The 17,481-nt window shown below is 65.9% G+C and carries 20 protein-coding genes and 2 tRNA genes; 6 read left to right on the top strand and 16 right to left on the bottom strand.

Going from position 1 to position 17,481, the window contains the following annotated elements; genetic code table 11:
* The first annotated feature begins 1 nt into the window (after position 1).
* Positions 2–2,236, top strand: a complete 2,235-nt coding sequence (locus AC5P5V_RS07450) for an ATP-binding protein (protein ID WP_134968150.1) — start codon at positions 2–4, stop codon at positions 2,234–2,236.
* 1 nt (position 2,237) lies between these two features.
* Here AC5P5V_RS07450 and bfr read toward each other — a convergent pair whose 3' ends face one another.
* From bfr to AC5P5V_RS07465, 3 genes are all read right to left on the bottom strand, one after another.
* The gene (gene bfr / locus AC5P5V_RS07455) at positions 2,238–2,708 is read right to left on the bottom strand and encodes a bacterioferritin (RefSeq protein WP_005419804.1); all 471 of its coding nucleotides are present in this window, start codon (positions 2,706–2,708) and stop codon (positions 2,238–2,240) included.
* A 142-nt stretch (positions 2,709–2,850) separates the two neighbouring features.
* Positions 2,851–3,060, bottom strand: coding sequence for a (2Fe-2S)-binding protein (locus AC5P5V_RS07460; protein WP_005411309.1), 210 nt, complete (start codon positions 3,058–3,060; stop codon positions 2,851–2,853).
* 204 nt (positions 3,061–3,264) lie between these two features.
* On the bottom strand, positions 3,265–3,888 hold the full coding sequence (locus AC5P5V_RS07465) for an RNA pyrophosphohydrolase (protein WP_005419809.1): 624 nt from the start codon (positions 3,886–3,888) through the stop codon (positions 3,265–3,267).
* A gap of 121 nt (positions 3,889–4,009) precedes the next feature.
* Between AC5P5V_RS07465 and AC5P5V_RS07470 the strand changes: the two genes are divergently transcribed.
* Positions 4,010–4,086, top strand: a tRNA-Met gene (locus AC5P5V_RS07470).
* 55 nt (positions 4,087–4,141) lie between these two features.
* Positions 4,142–4,216: transfer RNA gene (locus AC5P5V_RS07475), tRNA-Gln, on the top strand.
* Between the two features lie 323 nt (positions 4,217–4,539).
* Here AC5P5V_RS07475 and rpsI read toward each other — a convergent pair.
* The gene (gene rpsI / locus AC5P5V_RS07480; protein WP_005411311.1) at positions 4,540–4,932 is read right to left on the bottom strand and encodes a 30S ribosomal protein S9; all 393 of its coding nucleotides are present in this window, start codon (positions 4,930–4,932) and stop codon (positions 4,540–4,542) included.
* 2 nt (positions 4,933–4,934) lie between these two features.
* Complete coding sequence (gene rplM / locus AC5P5V_RS07485; protein WP_005414692.1) at positions 4,935–5,363, bottom strand: 50S ribosomal protein L13; 429 nt, start codon at positions 5,361–5,363, stop codon at positions 4,935–4,937.
* Between the two features lie 197 nt (positions 5,364–5,560).
* Between rplM and coq7 the strand changes: the two genes are divergently transcribed.
* Positions 5,561–6,205 (top strand): 2-polyprenyl-3-methyl-6-methoxy-1,4-benzoquinone monooxygenase, encoded by a 645-nt coding sequence (gene coq7 / locus AC5P5V_RS07490; RefSeq protein WP_053443613.1) that lies wholly within the window; start codon positions 5,561–5,563, stop codon positions 6,203–6,205.
* A gap of 82 nt (positions 6,206–6,287) precedes the next feature.
* Here the strand turns inward: coq7 and AC5P5V_RS07495 are convergent, their stop codons facing one another.
* Together AC5P5V_RS07495 and speD are read right to left on the bottom strand one after the other, a co-directional pair.
* A complete protein-coding gene (locus AC5P5V_RS07495) occupies positions 6,288–6,608 on the bottom strand; it encodes a DMT family transporter (RefSeq protein ID WP_005419816.1) in 321 nt (106 codons plus the stop codon).
* A 168-nt stretch (positions 6,609–6,776) separates the two neighbouring features.
* A complete protein-coding gene (gene speD, locus AC5P5V_RS07500) occupies positions 6,777–7,571 on the bottom strand; it encodes an adenosylmethionine decarboxylase (RefSeq protein ID WP_005411315.1) in 795 nt (264 codons plus the stop codon).
* 149 nt (positions 7,572–7,720) lie between these two features.
* On the opposite strand from speD, the gene crp reads away from it, so the two are divergent.
* Positions 7,721–8,410: a cAMP-activated global transcriptional regulator CRP gene (gene crp, locus AC5P5V_RS07505; protein ID WP_010482649.1), complete on the top strand. Its 690-nt coding sequence runs from the start codon at positions 7,721–7,723 to the stop codon at positions 8,408–8,410.
* Positions 8,411–8,544: 134 nt separating this feature from the next.
* Entirely contained in the window at positions 8,545–9,306 is a 762-nt protein-coding gene (locus AC5P5V_RS07510; protein ID WP_061478197.1) for a sulfite exporter TauE/SafE family protein, read from the top strand.
* A 97-nt stretch (positions 9,307–9,403) separates the two neighbouring features.
* Here AC5P5V_RS07510 and AC5P5V_RS07515 read toward each other — a convergent pair whose 3' ends face one another.
* From AC5P5V_RS07515 to rpe, 9 genes are all read right to left on the bottom strand, one after another.
* Positions 9,404–10,120, bottom strand: a complete 717-nt coding sequence (locus AC5P5V_RS07515) for a haloacid dehalogenase-like hydrolase (protein ID WP_005419826.1) — start codon at positions 10,118–10,120, stop codon at positions 9,404–9,406.
* The gene (gene trpC, locus AC5P5V_RS07520; protein WP_061478198.1) at positions 10,117–10,911 is read right to left on the bottom strand and encodes an indole-3-glycerol phosphate synthase TrpC; all 795 of its coding nucleotides are present in this window, start codon (positions 10,909–10,911) and stop codon (positions 10,117–10,119) included. Before trpC ends, AC5P5V_RS07515 begins: the two co-directional genes overlap by 4 nt.
* A gap of 74 nt (positions 10,912–10,985) precedes the next feature.
* Positions 10,986–12,017: an anthranilate phosphoribosyltransferase gene (gene trpD, locus AC5P5V_RS07525; RefSeq protein WP_049443905.1), complete on the bottom strand. Its 1,032-nt coding sequence runs from the start codon at positions 12,015–12,017 to the stop codon at positions 10,986–10,988.
* A 16-nt stretch (positions 12,018–12,033) separates the two neighbouring features.
* Positions 12,034–12,621 (bottom strand): anthranilate synthase component II, encoded by a 588-nt coding sequence (locus tag AC5P5V_RS07530; protein WP_005419831.1) that lies wholly within the window; start codon positions 12,619–12,621, stop codon positions 12,034–12,036.
* 2 nt (positions 12,622–12,623) lie between these two features.
* Positions 12,624–13,403 (bottom strand): SIMPL domain-containing protein, encoded by a 780-nt coding sequence (locus AC5P5V_RS07535; protein ID WP_134968151.1) that lies wholly within the window; start codon positions 13,401–13,403, stop codon positions 12,624–12,626.
* A 67-nt stretch (positions 13,404–13,470) separates the two neighbouring features.
* On the bottom strand, positions 13,471–14,946 hold the full coding sequence (gene trpE / locus AC5P5V_RS07540) for an anthranilate synthase component I (protein WP_134968152.1): 1,476 nt from the start codon (positions 14,944–14,946) through the stop codon (positions 13,471–13,473).
* A 200-nt stretch (positions 14,947–15,146) separates the two neighbouring features.
* Complete coding sequence (yegS, locus tag AC5P5V_RS07545; RefSeq protein WP_134968153.1) at positions 15,147–16,082, bottom strand: lipid kinase YegS; 936 nt, start codon at positions 16,080–16,082, stop codon at positions 15,147–15,149.
* Between the two features lie 224 nt (positions 16,083–16,306).
* Complete coding sequence (locus AC5P5V_RS07550) at positions 16,307–16,789, bottom strand: GNAT family N-acetyltransferase (protein WP_132863895.1); 483 nt, start codon at positions 16,787–16,789, stop codon at positions 16,307–16,309.
* A gap of 12 nt (positions 16,790–16,801) precedes the next feature.
* Entirely contained in the window at positions 16,802–17,479 is a 678-nt protein-coding gene (gene rpe, locus AC5P5V_RS07555) for a ribulose-phosphate 3-epimerase (RefSeq protein WP_134968154.1), read from the bottom strand.
* Positions 17,480–17,481 lie beyond the last annotated feature (2 nt).

The following is a 17,481-nucleotide window of genomic DNA, read 5'->3' on the forward strand; positions in this document are numbered from 1 at the left end:
CGTGCCGCTGTGGGGCGTGCTGCTGGTTGCCCTCGCCGCGGCCACCATCGCGCTGATGGTGCTGGGCCTGCGGCTTCGTGCGCGCGACCGTGCGCTGGCGCAGCTGCAGCGCACGCACGGCGCGCTGGCCGCTGAACGGGACCAGCTACGCCATACCACTGAACGCCAGGGCCAGTTGGAACAACAGCTGCTGCAGGCCAAGCAGGCCGCCGAGGCGGCCGTGCTGGCCAAGGGCGAGTTCCTGGCCACGATGAGCCACGAGATCCGCACCCCGCTCAATGGCATCCTGCCGATGCTGGAGCTGATCGCACGCGGGCCACTGGGCGAGGACCAGCGGCAGATGCTGGCCACCGCCTCGGCCAGCTCGCAGCAGCTGCTGCGCATCGTCGACGACATCCTCGACTACTCCCGGCTGGAAGCACAGGCGCTGGAGCTGGAAATCACCAGCTTCAACCTCCGCGATCTGCTCGATGGCGTGGTGCAGCTGATGCAGCGCGCCGCCGACGCCAAGGGCCTGGCACTGGGCCTGCAGCTGGATCCATCGGTGCGCCTGCCGGTGCGCGGCGACCCGGTGCGCCTGCGCCAGGTGCTGAGCAACCTGCTGGCCAATGCGATCAAGTTCACCGCCCGCGGCCAGGTGCAGCTGCGTGTGCTGCGCCTGGGCGAAGGTGCCGCGCAGCACCAGCTGCGCTTCGAGATCATCGATACCGGCATCGGCATCGACGACACGCTGCAGGCACGCCTGTTCCAGTCTTTCAGCCAGGCCGACGCATCCACTACGCGCATCTACGGCGGCACCGGTCTGGGCCTGGCCATCTGCAAGCGCATCATCGACCTGATGCATGGGCGTATCGGTGTGCAGTCCACGCCCGGCCAGGGTGCTACGTTCTGGTTCGAGATCCCGCTGCTGAAGGTTCCTGGCGACCTGCCGGCGATGACGCGCGCGCCGGCACCGCTGCTGCTGTTCAGTGCCGATGCAACGCTGCAGGCACGCATCGAGCGCATCGCTGCCCACCATGGACTGCAGGTGCAGGTGCTGGCGCAACTGGACAGCGTGGTCGAGCGCCTGCGCGCTCCCGCGCGGCCCGGAAAACCGGCACCCGCCTGGCTGCTGGTCGATGCGCGCGCACGCCGCAATGGCGAGGCCACGCTGCAGCTTGCACTGGGAGAACGCGGCGACGACGATGCACTGCAGGTACTGTGGCTGCAGGAGGATGCGATTGCGCAACGCCCCCGCCAGCGCCAGCTGCCCTCTCACTTCGACGACGCCGCCCTGCATGCACTCCTGGCGGCACCGGTCGCCTCTGCCCGCCCCGCTGCGCTGCTGGCCAGCGCGGAACACGAGCAACCGGCTGCCACGCTGCCGCCGCTGCATCTGCGCGTGCTGGTGGTGGAGGACAATACGGTGAACCGGATGGTGGCCGAGCAGCTGCTGCGGGTGTTCCAGTGCGAGGTGCGCAACGCCGCCGATGGCGAACAGGCCCTGGCCGCCCTTCGCGAAGGCGGGCTGGACATCGTGCTGATGGATTGCCAGATGCCGGTGCTGGACGGCTACGCCGCCACGCGCCGCTGGCGCGCCGAAGAAGCGGAAACCGGGCGTGCGCGACTGCCGATCATCGCGATGACCGCCAATGCGATGGCCGGCGACCGCGAGCGCTGCCTGCAGGCCGGCATGGACGATTACCTGTCCAAGCCGATCGCGCGCGCAACGCTGCATGCGCTGCTGCAGCGCTGGGGTGGCGGTAAAGCGGCATCACCTGCACGGCCTTCTGTAGAGCCGGGCCATGCCCGGCTGACGGCCAATTGCAGTCGCACGCCTTCAGCCGAGCATGGCTCGGCTCTACCGAATCCGGAAAAGCAGGTGGCGCCAGCACCACAACCGGTGCTCGACCGCGATGTGCTGGATGAACTGCACGCGGTGATCGGCGATGCTGCCACCCAGATCGTCACGGTGTTTCTTGAAGATGTGCCGGCGATGGTGCAGCAGTTGCAGTTGGCCGCGTGGAACAGCGATGAACCGCGCATGCAGGCCGTCGCGCACAGCCTGAAATCATCAAGCGCGAACGTGGGAGCGTTGTCGCTGTCGGCGATCGCGCAGCGGATCGAGCACGAAGCCCGTAGTGGCAGCCTGCAGCGCCCCGCAGTGGCGGTGGCGCTGCTGGTTGCGGAATTCGCCCGGGCGCGCGTTGCACTGACGGGCTACCTGGCACAGCATCGCGCCGGCCAGGACCGCTGATTCACTCTTCCAGCTTGCTCAGCAGGTACTTCGGCTCGCCGATGCGCTCGATCAGGTCGAGCTGGGTTTCCAGCCAGTCGATGTGTTCTTCCTCCGAGTCGAGGATCTTCACGAACAGCTGGCGGCTGACGTAGTCACCGACCGAATCGGAATAGGCCACGGCCTCGCGCAGGGTGACCACGCCATCGCGTTCCAGCGACAGGTCGCACTGCAGGATCTCGGTCGGGTTCTCGCCGATGCGCAGCTTGCCCAGCGCCTGGAAGTTCGGCAGGCCTTCAAGGAACAGGATGCGGTCGGCGAGCATGTCGGCATGCTTCATCTCGTCGATCGATTCCTTGTACTCATGTTCGGCCAGTTCCTTGATGCCCCAGTTCTTCAGCATCTTGGCGTGCAGGAAGTACTGGTTGATCGCGGTCAGCTCGTTGTAGAGGACCTTGTTGAGGAATTCGATGACCTTGGTGTCGCCCTTCATGGGGATGCTCCTGCACACTGAAAACGCAGGCACTTTAACGCCTTGCGTGCGGTCGTGAAGGAACGCGAATCGTGCGCATTGGCCTATGCGGCCACGCGTGAAGGATGCGGAAGCGCGGCGTCAGCGCGCCGCGAAAGAGACGTCAGGCGACCTGGGCCAGACCGAGGACCGGCAGCGGCAGATCGTGCGTCGCGCGTGCCTTGGCCAGCAGGTCGCCGGCCATGTCCAGGCACGAACCGCAGGTGGCACCGCAACCGGTACGCATGGTCAGTTCGGCCACCGTGCTGACGCCATGGCTGGCGGCTTCGCGGATCTGGTGGTCGGTGACTCCGTTGCAGATGCAGACGTACACAGGCGGGAACCGGGCTGACAGGCCAGAAGCGGCCTGTTGCGTATTCCAATGGAAACGAGAATGGTTGTCAATCAGAGACCTGAACCATTCTCGATACCGTTCAGAGTCGGATTGACCGGCCCGGCGGGCAGCCAGGTCCTGCTGGAAACAGCCGGCGGGGGACGCGTTGTGACGGATCGACCCACAGCCTGCGTGGCCTCCCATTCAAACCGCCCCGGACTCCCCCTTGGCCTTGCGCGGCCAGTAGCCGCCGCGCTTGGGCGTGCGCTTCCGGGGCCTGTCGTGGCCGGCTGCGTGGCCCGGCATCCAGGCCTCGGCGGCACTCTTGGGCATGGCGCTGACGCCCTGCCCGGCCACCCCGCGCGCCAACGGCGCCAGATGTCGCAGAGCGCGCGCATAGACGCCACGCTTGAACATCACCACGTGCTCCACCGGGTACCAGAAGTCCACCCAGCGCCAGTGGTCGAACTCGGGCGAATCGGTATGGTCCAGCTGCACATGCGATTCGTCGCCGGTCAGGCGCAGCAGGAACCAGACCTGCTTCTGGCCGATGCAGACCTGCCGCTCATTGCGGCGGATGGCCCGCGCCGGCAGCTTGTAGCGCAGCCAGCCGGGCGTCGCCCCGAGCACTTCCACGTGCTCAGGCAGCAGGCCGGTCTCTTCCTGCAGTTCACGATACATGGCCTCGACAGGCGTCTCGTCGGTGTTCATGCCGCCCTGCGGGAACTGCCAGCCGTCCCGGCGCACACGTCGTGCCCAGAACACCTGGCCGTCCTGCCGCATCAGCACAATGCCGACGTTCGGTCGATAGCCGTCCGGATCGATCACGATGCGGACTCCTAAGAAAATCTACTGGTCGGGACTATCCCATGCCCTCTGTCGACCCACAAGCACGACACAAAAGTGTTGACAGGGTCGATACACATCCGCAGAATAGCGGGCTCACCAAGGCTATGTAGCTCAGCCGGTTAGAGCACAGCACTCATAATGCTGGGGTCGGTGGTTCGAGTCCACCCATAGCCACCACACTGAAAATCAAGTTGTTTTTCAGTGTGAAAAGTGAGAAAATAGTTGCACGTTTTGCCCCGTCGCCAAGCGGTAAGGCACCTGACTCTGACTCAGGCATTCGGTGGTTCGAATCCATCCGGGGCAGCCAAATTAAAAGCAAAAGGCCAGATCGAAAGATCTGGCCTTTTGCTTTTAATTTGGTCGCGCATTCCACCTTATCCCCGCGCCTGTCGGCGCGCCCCCTTGAACAACAAGGGGGCTCTTCTCCAGAGAGAGGCCCGGGGTCGGATCCTTTTCCAAAGGAAAGGGCTCTGACCCCACCCCTTCCGAGATGCGAAACCACGGGTAGTGCCGGCCGCTGGCCGGCAACCCGGAAATGCATCCCCCCGAAACGACAAAAGCCCGGCCGAAGCCGGGCTTTTGCTTTCCCATCCAGCGGGCTCCCGAAGGAGCCCAACCAGGCGCGGTAGATCAGCGCTTGGAGAACTGGGTGGCGCGGCGGGCCTTGTGCAGACCAACCTTCTTACGCTCGACTTCACGGGCGTCACGGGTCATGAAGCCAGCCTTGCGCAGCTCGGACTTCAGGGTTTCGTCGTACTCGACCAGAGCACGGGCGATGCCCAGACGGATCGCACCGGCCTGGCCGGTGGTGCCGCCGCCAGCGGCGGTGACCAGGATGTCGAAGCTTTCGGTGTTCTTGGTCAGCTCGAGCGGCTGGCGCACGATCATGCGCGCAGTCTCACGACCGAAGAACTCGTCCAGCGGACGGCCATTGACGGTGATGTTGCCCGAACCCTTGCGCAGGAACACGCGAGCGGTGGAGGACTTGCGGCGGCCAGTGCCGTAGTTTTGAGTGATAGCCATGATTAGATATCCAGAACCTGCGGCTGCTGTGCGGCGTGCGGATGCTCAGTGCCGGCGTAGACCTTGAGCTTGCGGTACATCTGGCGACCCAGCGGGCCCTTCGGCAGCATGCCCTTCACGGCGATCTCGATCACGCGCTCCGGGTGGCGCTCCAGCGCCTGTGCCAGGGATTCGGTCTTCAGGTTGCCGATGTAACCGGTGAAACGGTGATACATCTTGTCCTGCAGCTTCTTGCCAGTGACGGCAATCTTTTCTGCATTGATGACGACCAGGTAGTCGCCGGTATCAACGTGCGGGGTGTAGACCGGCTTGTGCTTGCCGCGCAGACGGCGGGCCAGCTCGGTGGCGAGACGGCCCAGGGTCTTGCCCTCGGCGTCGACGAGGTACCAGTCGCGCTGGACGGTCTCGTTCTTGGCAGTGAAAGTGCTCATGAAGAACTCTAGGTTAGGTCGGGCTCATTGCGGCGAAAGGCTCACCGGAACTCTGCCACGCGTTGTGAAAAGGTGAAGCGTAAGAGGCGGGATTGTACGCAGGTCAGACCCCCGTTGCAAGCCGGCCCCTGACCGGGTTGGCAGGGGGACGGGGCCGGGCGAGAATCGCGGGGTCTTCCGCCCCACCGTGTACCGCCATGACCGTGCTCCGCCAGATCACCCCGCTGGACCACCTGCTGACCGAGGCGCAGCGCGCCCTGGACACGGTGTTCGGCAACCCGCCGGCGGCCCGTCCCTACCCGGCTGCGGACACCGACGAGCCGGGCATGGACAGCACTGAACGCCGCCATGCGGCCGGGCTGATGCGGATCAACCATGTCGGCGAGGTCTGCGCGCAGGGCCTGTACTTCGGCCAGGCCGCCGTGGCCCGCGACCCGGCCACGCGTGAACACCTGCTGGAAGCGGCCCAGGAAGAGACCGACCACCTGGCCTGGTGCGCCACCCGGCTGGGCGAACTGGACAGCCGTCCGAGCCTGTTCAACCCGCTCTGGTATGCCGGCAGCTACACCATCGGCACCCTGGCCGGGCTGCGTGGCGACGGCTGGAACCTGGGCTTCGTGGTCGAAACCGAGCGCCAGGTGGAAGCCCATCTGGACGAGCACCTGGTCGACCTGCCGGCCAGCGACCTGCGCAGCCGCGCGGTCATCCAGGTGATGAAGGAAGACGAAGCCCGCCATGCGGAGCACGCCGAGCAGGCCGGCGCACGCCGCCTGCCGTTCCCGATCCCGGGCGTGATGGCGCTGGCCTCCAGGGTGATGAAGACCATCGCCTACCGCATTTGAAGGGTCGCCCGCACCAACGGTGTGGGCCTACCAGGAGGTGCGGGGGGCGACGGTGGGGCCCGACCGTTGGTCGGGCCATCAATCAGTTGGGCGACACCAGCTTCAAGCCGATCACGCCGGCCACGATCAGGCCCACGCAGGCCAGGCGGGCCGGCGACGCACTGTCATTGAACAGGTAGATGCCGAGCACAGCCACGCCCATGGCACCGATGCCGGTCCAGATCGCATAGGCGGTGCCGACCGGGATGCTCTTCATCGCCTGGCTCATCAGGTACAGGCTGATCAGGGCCGATACCACCGTGGCAACGGTGGGCAGGGGTTTGCTGAAGCCTTCGGAGTACTTCATTCCGAGGGCGAAACCGATCTCGAACAGGCCGGCCAGCAGCAGGTAGATCCAGGGCATGGGTGGGGGCTCCTTACCTTTCTTGAGAAAAACGAAACGGCCCGGTGTTTTCACACCGGGCCGTGGGTCGGTACATCACCGTGGAACTGTAACGCGTGCGGGGCACTGGTTCCACGGGGCGGGTCGTCCCGCCTGGGTGGCGATGCCTGCGGGCATCGCACATGGGGCTTACTCGGACAGGTTCCGGCCGTGGAACAGCTCTTCGATCTCGCGCTTGAGCAGCGCTTCGATCTTCATGCGTTCCTTGAACGACAGGTTCTTGGCCTTTTCCTCGAACAGGTACTGGTCCAGGTCGAAGTCCTTCAGGTGCATCTTCGTGTGGAAGATGTTCTCCTGGTAGACGTTGACGTCGAACATCTCGTAACGCGACTTGATGTTCTTGGCCAGGAAGTTCTGGATCGAGTTGATCTTGTGGTCGATGAAGTGCTTCTTGCCCTTCACATCGCGGGTGAAGCCACGGACGCGGTAGTCCATGATCACGATGTCCGACTCGAGGCTCTCGATCAGGTAGTTCAGGGCCTTCAGCGGGGAAATGACGCCACAGGTGGCCACGTCGATGTCTGCGCGGAACGTGGCGATACCTTCCTGCGGATGGGTTTCCGGGTAGGTATGGACCGTGATGTGGCTCTTGTCCATGTGCGCGACCACGGCGTCGGAGATCAGCTCCTTGCCGGCCAGCTTCTTGTCGATCACCGGTTCTTCGGAGATCAGGATGGTCACCGAGGCACCCTGCGGATCGTAGTCCTGGCGGGCCACGTTCAGGATGTTGGCGCCGATGATCTCGGCGACATCGGTCAAGATCTGAGTCAGCCTGTCGGCGTTGTACTCTTCATCGATGTATTCAATGTAACGCTGACGCTCCTCTTCGGTGCGCGCGTAACACACGTCATAGATGTTGAAGCTCAGCGCCTTGGTGAGGTTGTTGAAACCCTGCAGCCTCAGGCGAGGCAACGGCTTGACCACGGCGGTCGATTCCTGTGTAAGAAGGGAAAGGGGGAATTATGGGGCAAACTGCCTCCGGGGGGAACGTGAAGACGCAAGAGTTCTGGCACACTGTTTGCCCTTAACAATTGCGCTGGTTAAGCTCCGCTATCGACCCCGTGAATCCGTTCATGCGCAGAGGGAGCGCTCCTATCGTGTCAACCGTGCGCCTAGCTAGCAGTCCACTGGCCCTGGATATCGCCACAATCGATCGTTTCCTGGCGCACAGCCACAGGCGGCGATATCCCACCCGTACCGACGTCTTCCGGCCCGGAGACCCGGCGGGAACCCTGTATTACGTCATCAGCGGCTCGGTTTCGATCATGGCCGAGGAAGATGACGATCGCGAGCTTGTGCTGGGCTACTTCGGTGCGGGCGAGTTCGTCGGCGAGATGGGCCTGTTCGTCGAATCGGACCGCCGCGAGGTGATCCTGCGGACCCGTACCGCCTGCGAGCTGGCTGAAATCAGCTACGAGCGCCTGCATCAGCTGTTCCTCGGCCCGCTGTCGGCCGATGCCCCGCGCCTGCTGTATGCGCTGGGCCAGCAGATTTCCAAGCGCCTGCTCGACACCAGCCGCAAGGCCAGCCGCCTGGCATTCCTGGACGTTACCGACCGGATCGTGCGCACCCTGCACGACCTGGCGCAGGAACCGGAGGCGATGAGCCACCCGCAGGGCAGCCAGCTGCGCGTCTCGCGACAGGAACTGGCGCGACTGGTCGGCTGCTCGCGCGAAATGGCCGGCCGCGTGCTGAAGAAGCTGCAGACCGACGGCCTGCTGCATGCCCGCGGCAAGACCGTGGTGCTGTACGGCACCCGTTGATTGCAAGGCAACCCAACGCTGCCGAGCCATCCTGTAGAGCCGAGCCGACGCTCGGCTGCGGTACGTCAAAGGCAGTCGCGCAAGGGCTCGGCTCTACACGGCCCCTGCGCGGCCCGCTGGGCTAGGCTCGGTACATGGAGCTGAGCAGCGAATTCTGGTGGTTCATCCTCATCGGCCTCGGCGCACAGCTGGTGGACGGTGCATTGGGCATGGCGTTCGGCCTGGTGTCCTCGTCGGTGATGCTGAGCATGGGCCTGCCCCCGGCACAGGTCAGCGCCAGCATCCACACCGCGGAAGTGTTCACCACGGGCGCCTCGGGGGTGTCGCACCTCGCAGCCGGAAATGTCGATAAACGCCTGTTCCTGCGCCTGGCCCTGCCCGGCGCAGTGGGCGGTGCCGTGGGCGCGTACGTGCTCACGCAGGTCCCGGGCGAGATCATCCGGCCACTGATCTACCTGTACCTGCTGGTGCTGGCGATCCTCATCCTGGCCCGCGCCGCTGGGCGCTGGATGCCCAAGGGCGAGATACGCCGGGTGCCGGTGCTGGGCTTCTTCGCCGGCCTGCTCGACGCCAGCGGCGGCGGTGGCTGGGGGCCGATCGCGACGTCCACCCTGCTCGCCCGCGGCGGCCAGGCGCGCACCACCATCGGAACAGTCAACGCAGCCGAGTTTGTGGTCACGTTGACGGTGTCAGCGACCTTCCTGTTGTCGATGGGCGTGCAGCATCTGCAGATCGTCGCCGGCCTGCTGATCGGCGGCATGATGGCCGCGCCGGTGGCGGCGATCCTGGTCAAGCGGGTGAAGGAGCGCTGGGTGCTGGTGGCCGTCGGCGTGCTGGTGCTGGGGATCAGCCTGTTCCAGATCGGGCATGCGGTGTACGGGCACCTCTACCGCTGAAGCATCCCCTGTAGAGCCGAGCCATGCTCGGCTGAGGACGCACGGATCCCGCAACGAAGAGCAGCCGAGCATGGCTCGGCTCTACAACAGGTGCGGGTCAGGCCTTGTCGCCGCCGCGATCCACGCATCCCCAGTTGAGGATGCGGGTGCCGGCCGGCAGCACGCGGCGGAAGAACGCCACCCGCCCCGGCTTCGGGTTCACCACCACCGGCGCCTTGGCCGCCAGCAGCAGCGGAAGGTCGGCGGTGCTGTCGGAGTAGGCGATATCGATGTCGCCATAGCCGCGTTCGCGCAGCATGCGCATCTTCTCTTCGTTGTGGCAGTGCCGGGTCGGGCCAACACCGCCCAGCCGCGGGCCGACCTCGGTGCCGATCACCGGCACATCCTGATGAGCCACGAAGGCCAGGATCGCGCGGGCCAGCTCCGGCGGCGCGCCGGTGGCAACCACCACGCGATCGCCCTTGGCGCGGTGCGCGGCGAACACCTCCAGCGCCTGCGGCAGCAGCTTGGCGCGCATCTGCGCCTGGTTGCGCAGCACGTAGGCGTCGATCACCTTGTTGAAGTCGCGCGCACGGTGCAGGCCGAAGCTGCCGATCCACACATAGACCGAGATGCCCGCGCGACGGGTCGGCAGCATCGCCACCATCGGCCCGGCAATCGGCGTGACCAGCAGCGCCGCCAGCATGCGCAACGGGTTGCGCTTGATCAGCGAGGCGAACAGGTGGGTACCCGAATCGCCGTCGTAGAGGGTGTGGTCGAAGTCGAAGACCACCAGCGGCGCATCCTCGCGCGGCGTCGGATAGTGCGTTGTCATGTTGCGAAGAATAGCTGACGCAGGCCCTCGCCCGGCTCTTCCACGCGCATGAAGGCCTCTCCGACCAGGAAGGCATGGATGCCTGCATCGCGCATCAGCGCCACGTCCTGCGGGCCGAGAATGCCGCTCTCGGTGACCAGCAGGCGGTCACGCGGCACCGCCTGCTGCATGTCCAGCGTGGTCTGCAGCGACACCTCGAAGGTGCGCAGGTTGCGGTTGTTGATGCCGATCATCGGCGCCGGCACCTGCAGTGCGCGCTCCAGTTCGTCGATGTCGTGCACTTCCACCAGCACGTCCATGCCCAGCGACAGCGCCAGTTCGGACAGCGTGGCCAGCTGGGTGTCGTCCAGCGCGGCGACGATCAGCAGGATGCAGTCGGCGCCCAGCACGCGCGCCTCGTACACTTGATAGGCGTCGATCACGAAGTCCTTGCGCAGCACCGGCAGCGTGCAGGCTTCACGGGCCTGCTGCAGGTAGGTATCGGCGCCCTGGAAGAAGTCCACGTCGGTCAACACCGACAGGCAGCTGGCACCACCGAACTCGTAGCTGACCGCGATATCGGCCGGCCGGAAATCGGGGCGGATGACGCCCTTGGACGGGCTGGCCTTCTTCACCTCGGCAATCACCGCCGGGTCGCCGTTGGCCACGGCCGCCTGCAACGCGCGTACGAAGCCACGTACCGGCGGGGCGCTGGCCACGGCGGCCTGCAGCGCCTCGAGCGGGCGCTGGGCGCGGCGCTGGGCCACTTCTTCGGCCTTGCGGGCCAGGATCGTCTGCAGGATGTCGCTCATCGTCTTCGATTCGGTGCGGGGGCGCTGAGGACGGCCATTATCGGCCATCGACGAGGTCAGGCTGAACCGCGCGCTCAGGCAACCAGCGCGCGGGTGGTCTCCACATACTGCTGCAGGCGCTGGCGGGCGCTGCCATTGGCGATGGCAGCACGGGCGCGGGCCAGGCCATCACCGATGTCGCTGGCCACGCCGGCCACGTACAGCGCGGCGCCGGCATTGAGCGCGACGATGTCCAGCGCCGGGCCGGGCTCGTTGTCCAGCACCGCGCGCAGCATCTGGATGGACTGCTCCGGGCTGTCCACGCGCAGGTTGCGGCTGGCCGACATGGCGATGCCGAAGTCCTCCGGGTGGATCTCGTACTCGCGCACCTTGCCGTCGCGCAGCTCGCCCACCAGGGTGCCGGCGCCCAGCGAGATCTCATCCATGTTGTCGCGGCCCCAGACCACCATGGCGCGCTCGGTTCCCAGCTCGCGCAGCACGCGCGCCTGGATACCCACCAGATCAGGATGGAACACGCCCATCAGCACCGACGGCGCGCTGGCGGGGTTGGTCAGCGGACCGAGAATGTTGAAGATGGTGCGCACCCCCATCTCGCGCCGGACCGGCGCGACGACCTTCATCGACGGATGATGGATCGGCGCGAACATGAAGCCGATGCCGGTCTGCTCGATGGCAGCGGCCACCTGCGCTGGCTGCAGCTCGATGGCCGCGCCCAGCGCCTCGACCGCATCGGCGCTGCCGGACTTGGACGACACGCTGCGGTTGCCATGCTTGGCCACGCGCGCACCGGCCGCAGCCGCAACGAACATCGCGCAGGTGGAGATGTTGAAGGTGTGCGAGCCATCGCCACCGGTGCCGACGATGTCGACCAGGTGGGTGCTGTCGGCCACCGGCACCGCCAGCGCGAATTCGCGCATGACCGTGGCGGCTGCGGCGATCTCGTCGATGGTTTCCTTCTTCACCCGCAGGCCGGTGAGGATGGCGGCGGTCATCATCGGCGATACGTCGCCGCGCATGATCTGCCGCATCAGGTCGACCATCTCGTCGAAGAAGATCTCGCGGTGCTCGATGGTGCGTTGCAGGGCTTCCTGGGGGGAGAAGCTCATGGGAATGCTCCTTGGATCAGGCCGCCGGGCGCTGCAGGAAATTGCGCAGCAGGGCGTGACCGTGTTCGGTGAGGATGGATTCGGGGTGGAACTGCACGCCTTCCACCGGGAACTGGCGGTGGCGCAGGCCCATGATCTCTTCGATCGAGCCGTCCTCGTTCTCGGTCCAGGCGGTCACTTCCAGGCAGTCCGGCAGACTGTTCTTGTCCACCACCAGCGAGTGGTAGCGGGTAGCCTGGTAGCGGTCCGGCAGGCCGGCGAACACGCCCTTGCCTTCATGGCGGATCGGCGAGGTCTTGCCATGCATGATGTTGCCGGCGCGGATCACGGTGCCGCCGTAGACCTGGCCGATGCCCTGATGGCCCAGGCACACGCCGAGGATCGGCGTGGTCGGGCCCAGCCGCTGGATCAGCTCCAGCGACACGCCCGCTTCGTTGGGCGTGCACGGGCCGGGCGAAATGACAATGCGCTCGGGCTTCTGCGCGGCGATCTCGTCCACGCTCATCGCATCGTTGCGCACCACCTTCACCTCGGCGCCCAGCGTCTGCAGGTACTGCACGAGGTTGTAGGTGAAGCTGTCGTAGTTGTCGATCATCCACAACATGGTCAGGTTCCGTCGCTTATCAGGAAAATGGCGTACACGTTTTCGGTGTAGGTGATGGGGCCGGCTTCGACCGACTCGGGCAGGCGGGAGCCCGTGGTCTCGATGCTGTTCATCGGTGCCTCGGGCGCGGGCGGCGAAGGCGGCGTCACCAGATCCCCACTGCTCGGCCAACTGCCGGCCTGGATGCCATAAGCAAAGTTCGGCGCTACGTCGGAAATGCTGTACAGGCCGCGCAGCCGGGTGCCGTAGGCCTTGGCCAGGCCCTGCGCGGACTCGCGGGTCTGGGCCGCCGCCTCACCCTTGAGTTCGCGGCGCAGCGCCACTTCACCCGAATAGGTTGGCGCCAGGCTGCTGACCTGTACGTTCTCGTCGGCCTTCAACGCACCCAGCACATCCTGCATCGCCTTCACGCTGGCGAAGCTCGCACGCAGCTGGCGCGATACGCGGGTACCGATGAAGACCTGCCGGTTCTGCTCATAGCGCGTCGCCGGGCCGATCCGCAGGTTGTCCGCGCGCACGCTGCCCTCCACCGCCTTGTGCTGCTTGAACAGTGCCAGCACGCGGGCCACGTTGTCCTGCACGCGGCGGCGCGCGGCGTCGGCATCCATGTCGGTTTCTTCGATGTTCAACTGCAGGCCGAAGCGGTCGGGCATCACCGTGCGGGTACCCTGCCCCTTCACCAGCAGGTGCGGCTGCGAGGGGATGGTGTTGGCCTGCGCCCACGCAGACGGGGCCATCGTGGCCAGCAGCGACGACCACAGCAATGCGCTCAGCAGCTTCATGCGGTACTCCTTGTCTTCAATGGGAACAGCGGAAGATGCCGCGGCGCAAGCCACGGCACGGGGAGCGTCACAGGCCCTTGGCGGCCTGGGCGACGGCGCGGAACAGCGCACGGCCCTTGTTCATCGTCTCGTCCCATTCCTTGTCCGGGTCCGAGTCGTAGACGATGCCGGCGCCGGCCTGCACGTACAGGCGGCCATCCTTGATGACCGCAGTGCGGATCGCGATCGCGGTATCGGCATCGCCGTGCCAGCCGATGTAGCCGATGCTGCCGGCATAGACATTGCGCTTGATCGGTTCCAGTTCGCGGATCACTTCCAGCGCGCGGATCTTTGGCGCGCCGCTGACGGTGCCGGCCGGGAAGGTAGCGCGCAGCACGTCGGCATAGCTCAGGCCCGGCTGCAGTTGGCCGGTCACTTCGCTGACGATGTGCATGACATGGCTGTAGCGTTCGATCACGAACTGCTCGCCCACTTCCACGGTACCGGCCCTGGAGACGCGCCCGGCATCGTTGCGGCCGAGGTCGATCAGCATCAGGTGCTCGGCACGTTCCTTCGGATCGGCCAGCAGCTCAGCTTCCAGTGCCAGGTCCAGCTCGGGCGTGGCGCCACGCGGGCGGGTGCCGGCGATCGGGCGCACGGTGACTTCGCCATCCTGAAGGCGTACCAGGATCTCCGGCGAGGAACCGACCACCTGCAGGTCGCCGACATCGAGGAAATACATGTACGGCGAGGGATTCAACGCGCGCAGCGCGCGGTACACATCCACCGGGCGCGCCTTGAACGGCACGCTCAGGCGCTGGCTGAGCACTACCTGGAAGATGTCACCGGCGCGGATGTATTCCTTGCTGCGCTGGACCGCATCGACGAAGCCTTCGCGGGTGAAGCCGGAGACGAAATCCGATTCGTCCAGCACGTCGCTGTTGAGCGGCGCCGGATAGCCGGCACCCGGCGCACGCAGCTTCGCAGTCAGTGCGTCCAGGCGCGCCTGCGCCTGTTCGAAGGCACCGTCGATACGCGGGTCGGCGTGCACGATCAGGTACAGCCGGCCCTTGAGATTGTCGAATACCGCCAGCTCGTTGGAGTCCAGCAGCAGGATGTCCGGCGTGCCCAGCTCATCACGGCCAGCCGGCGGGGCCAGGCGCGGCTCGATGTAGCCGATGCATTCGAAGCCGAACCAGCCGACCAGGCCGCCGGTGAAGCCCGGCAGGCCGTCCAGCTTGGGCACCGAGTGGGCGCTGCGCAGCGCCTCGACTTCGGCGAAGGGATCGGCTACCTCGCGGGTGTCCACCACCTGGCCGTCTTCGCGCACGGTCAGCGTGTGGCCGTGGAAGGCATACACGCGGCGCGCCGGCAGGCCGATGATCGAGTAACGACCGAAGCGCTCGCCGCCTTCGACGGATTCAAACAGGTAGGTATTGGGGCCGTCGGCGAGCTTCAGATAGACCGAGAGCGGCGTGTCCAGGTCGGACAGCACTTCGCGGACGACGGGAATGTGGGTGTGGCCTTCAGCGGCCTGCTGCTGAAACTGAGCGTGCGAGTTCAAGACGACTTTCCTTCCGGGACACAGCGTTATGGGGGCGGACGACGGCAACGGGCCACCATCGCCACCAACGGCGTGCGGAAGAAAGAGTATGCGGGGTCGTCAGGCTGGACACCCCTCGACTGTATCGCAGCTTGCGCGGCAGGGGAACCCCAGGAGACTGAACCACGGGACGCCCGCAGCGGCCACGGGGACCGATGACTCTACCCCTGCCCGTCCAGCAACGGGCAACCGACCGGCAGGTGCATCCGCACCCTGCCCGGCACGCACTCGACGCGGAAGTGACGGGCCTGCACCGGTTCGCCGTCCAGGTTGAGCGTCAACGGACGCTCGGACTCCATCTGCAGCCACGGCAACCGCGCGCGCGTGGCGAGTTGTTCCAGTGCGGCCTGGGTGCCCGCCTTCAGCATCTGGCCAAGGGTGGCGGTGACCTCCCCTTCCAGTTCCGGAAGCACGGTCACATCCAGCAGCCCATCATCGATCAGTGCCTGCGGGCACAGCTGCTGGCCACCGCCGGCCTGCCGGCCATTGCCGATGCCGAGCGCGATGAAGTCACCTTCCCAGGCGAAGTCCGGGCCGGACAGCCGCGCGGCGATCGGCTCGATGCGGCCCAGCTTGGCGATGCCGGTGATCACGTAGGCCAGCCCACCGAGCATCTTCTTCAAGCCGGCATCGGTCTCCACCGTCACCTGCGTGCCGAAGCCACCACTGGCGAGGTTGGCGCACCACCAGGGCGTGCCATCGGCATCCACGCGCAACAGGTCGATGGGCCGTGCCGGCACCTGGCCGATCAGCGCGAGGGCATCGGCGGGCTCGGTGGGAATGCCTGCCGACGTGGCGAAGTCGTTGGCGGTCCCCATCGGAATCAACGCCAGCGAAGGCAGCACTTCTGCCGGTTCCTCACGATGGGCCAACGTCTCGGCCACCGCGCTGAGCGTGCCATCGCCACCGGCCGCCACGATCACATCCACGCCATGATCGATCGCCTCGGCGACATAGCGCTCGGCGTCACCGTCCTCCCAGGTCACCCGCACTTCCAGCTGCACGCCCTGTCCGCGCCAATGGCCGACGGCGTCGCGCAACTCATCGTTGCCGGCGGATTTGCCGTTGAGGATCAGGCGCCAGCGCGGGGTGGTCATGCAGAGCTTCCAGGGATGCGGTGGCACAGGCTAGCAATGCGCTGTTTGCCCGCGGTGAATGTCACGCAGATGTCATTCAGCTGCTGGAGAATGGAAGGCCATAGCAGGGACGACGGATGGAGGCAGGATCAGCCTCCCACGCATGCAGCGAGGCCACGCCAATGATTGGCGTGGCCTTTTTTTTGCCGGCAGTAGATCCACGCCATGCGTGGATGCATTTCACGTCAACCGTTGGCGAAATCGTGCAGCGCCTGCCCCTGCAGCCGGTACACGGTCCACTCGTCCTGCGGCTTGGCACCGGCGGCGGTGTAGAACTCGATGGCCGGAGTGTTCCAGTCCAGCACCGACCATTCGAAACGGCCGCAGCCTTCGGCCACGGCCTGGCGTGCGATGTACTTCAGCAACGCTTTGCCGGCACCGGCACCGCGCTTTTCCTGGCTGACGTACAGGTCTTCCAGGTAGATGCCCTTGCGGCCCAGCCAGGTGGAGTAGTTGTAGAAGTACACCGCATAGCCGATGGCCTCACCGTCGGCTTCGCAGATCAACGCGCGTGCGGTCGCGTCGGCGCCGAACAGGCTCTCGGCGATGCCGATCTCATCGGTCTGCACCGAATGCTCGGCCTTCTCGTAGATCGCCAGCTCGCGGATGAAATGCAGGATCAGGCCAGCATCGGCCGCGGTGGCCGGACGAATGTTCAACACGGCCACCGTACCCATGGCTCAGCCCCGTGCCGCAGCGACGTTGGCGCGCATCTGCGCGATCACGTCCTGGTAGCTGGTCCTGGCGTTGAAGATGGCCGAGCCGGCCACGAAGGTGTCGGCGCCGGCGGCAGCGATCTCACCGATGTTGTCGGCCTTCACGCCACCGTCGATCTCCAGGCGGATGTCCTTGCCGCTGGCATCGATCTTCTGGCGCACCACGCGCAGCTTGTCCAGCGCCGAGGGGATGAAGGCCTGGCCACCGAAACCCGGGTTGACCGACATCAGCAGCACCAGGTCCAGGTCATCCAGCACCCAGTCGAGGATGTCCACCGGGGTGGCCGGATTGAGCACAATGCCCGGCTTGCAGCCCAGCGAGCGGATCAGCTGGATGGTGCGGTGCACGTGGCGACTGGCCTCCGGGTGGAAGCTGATGTAGGTGGCACCGGCTTCGGCGAAGTCCGGGATGATGCGGTCCACCGGCTCAACCATCAGGTGCACGTCGATCGGCGCGGTGACGCCGTGCTTGCGCAAGGCCTGGCAGACCATCGGGCCGATGGTCAGGTTCGGCACGTAGTGGTTGTCCATCACGTCGAAGTGGACCCAGTCCGCACCGGCAGCGAGGACATTGTCGACTTCCTCGCCGAGGCGGGCGAAGTTGGCGGACAGGATGGAGGGGGCGATGAGGCAGTGGGACATGG

Source organism: Stenotrophomonas sp. YJH_SMC_130 (genome assembly GCF_059369035.1).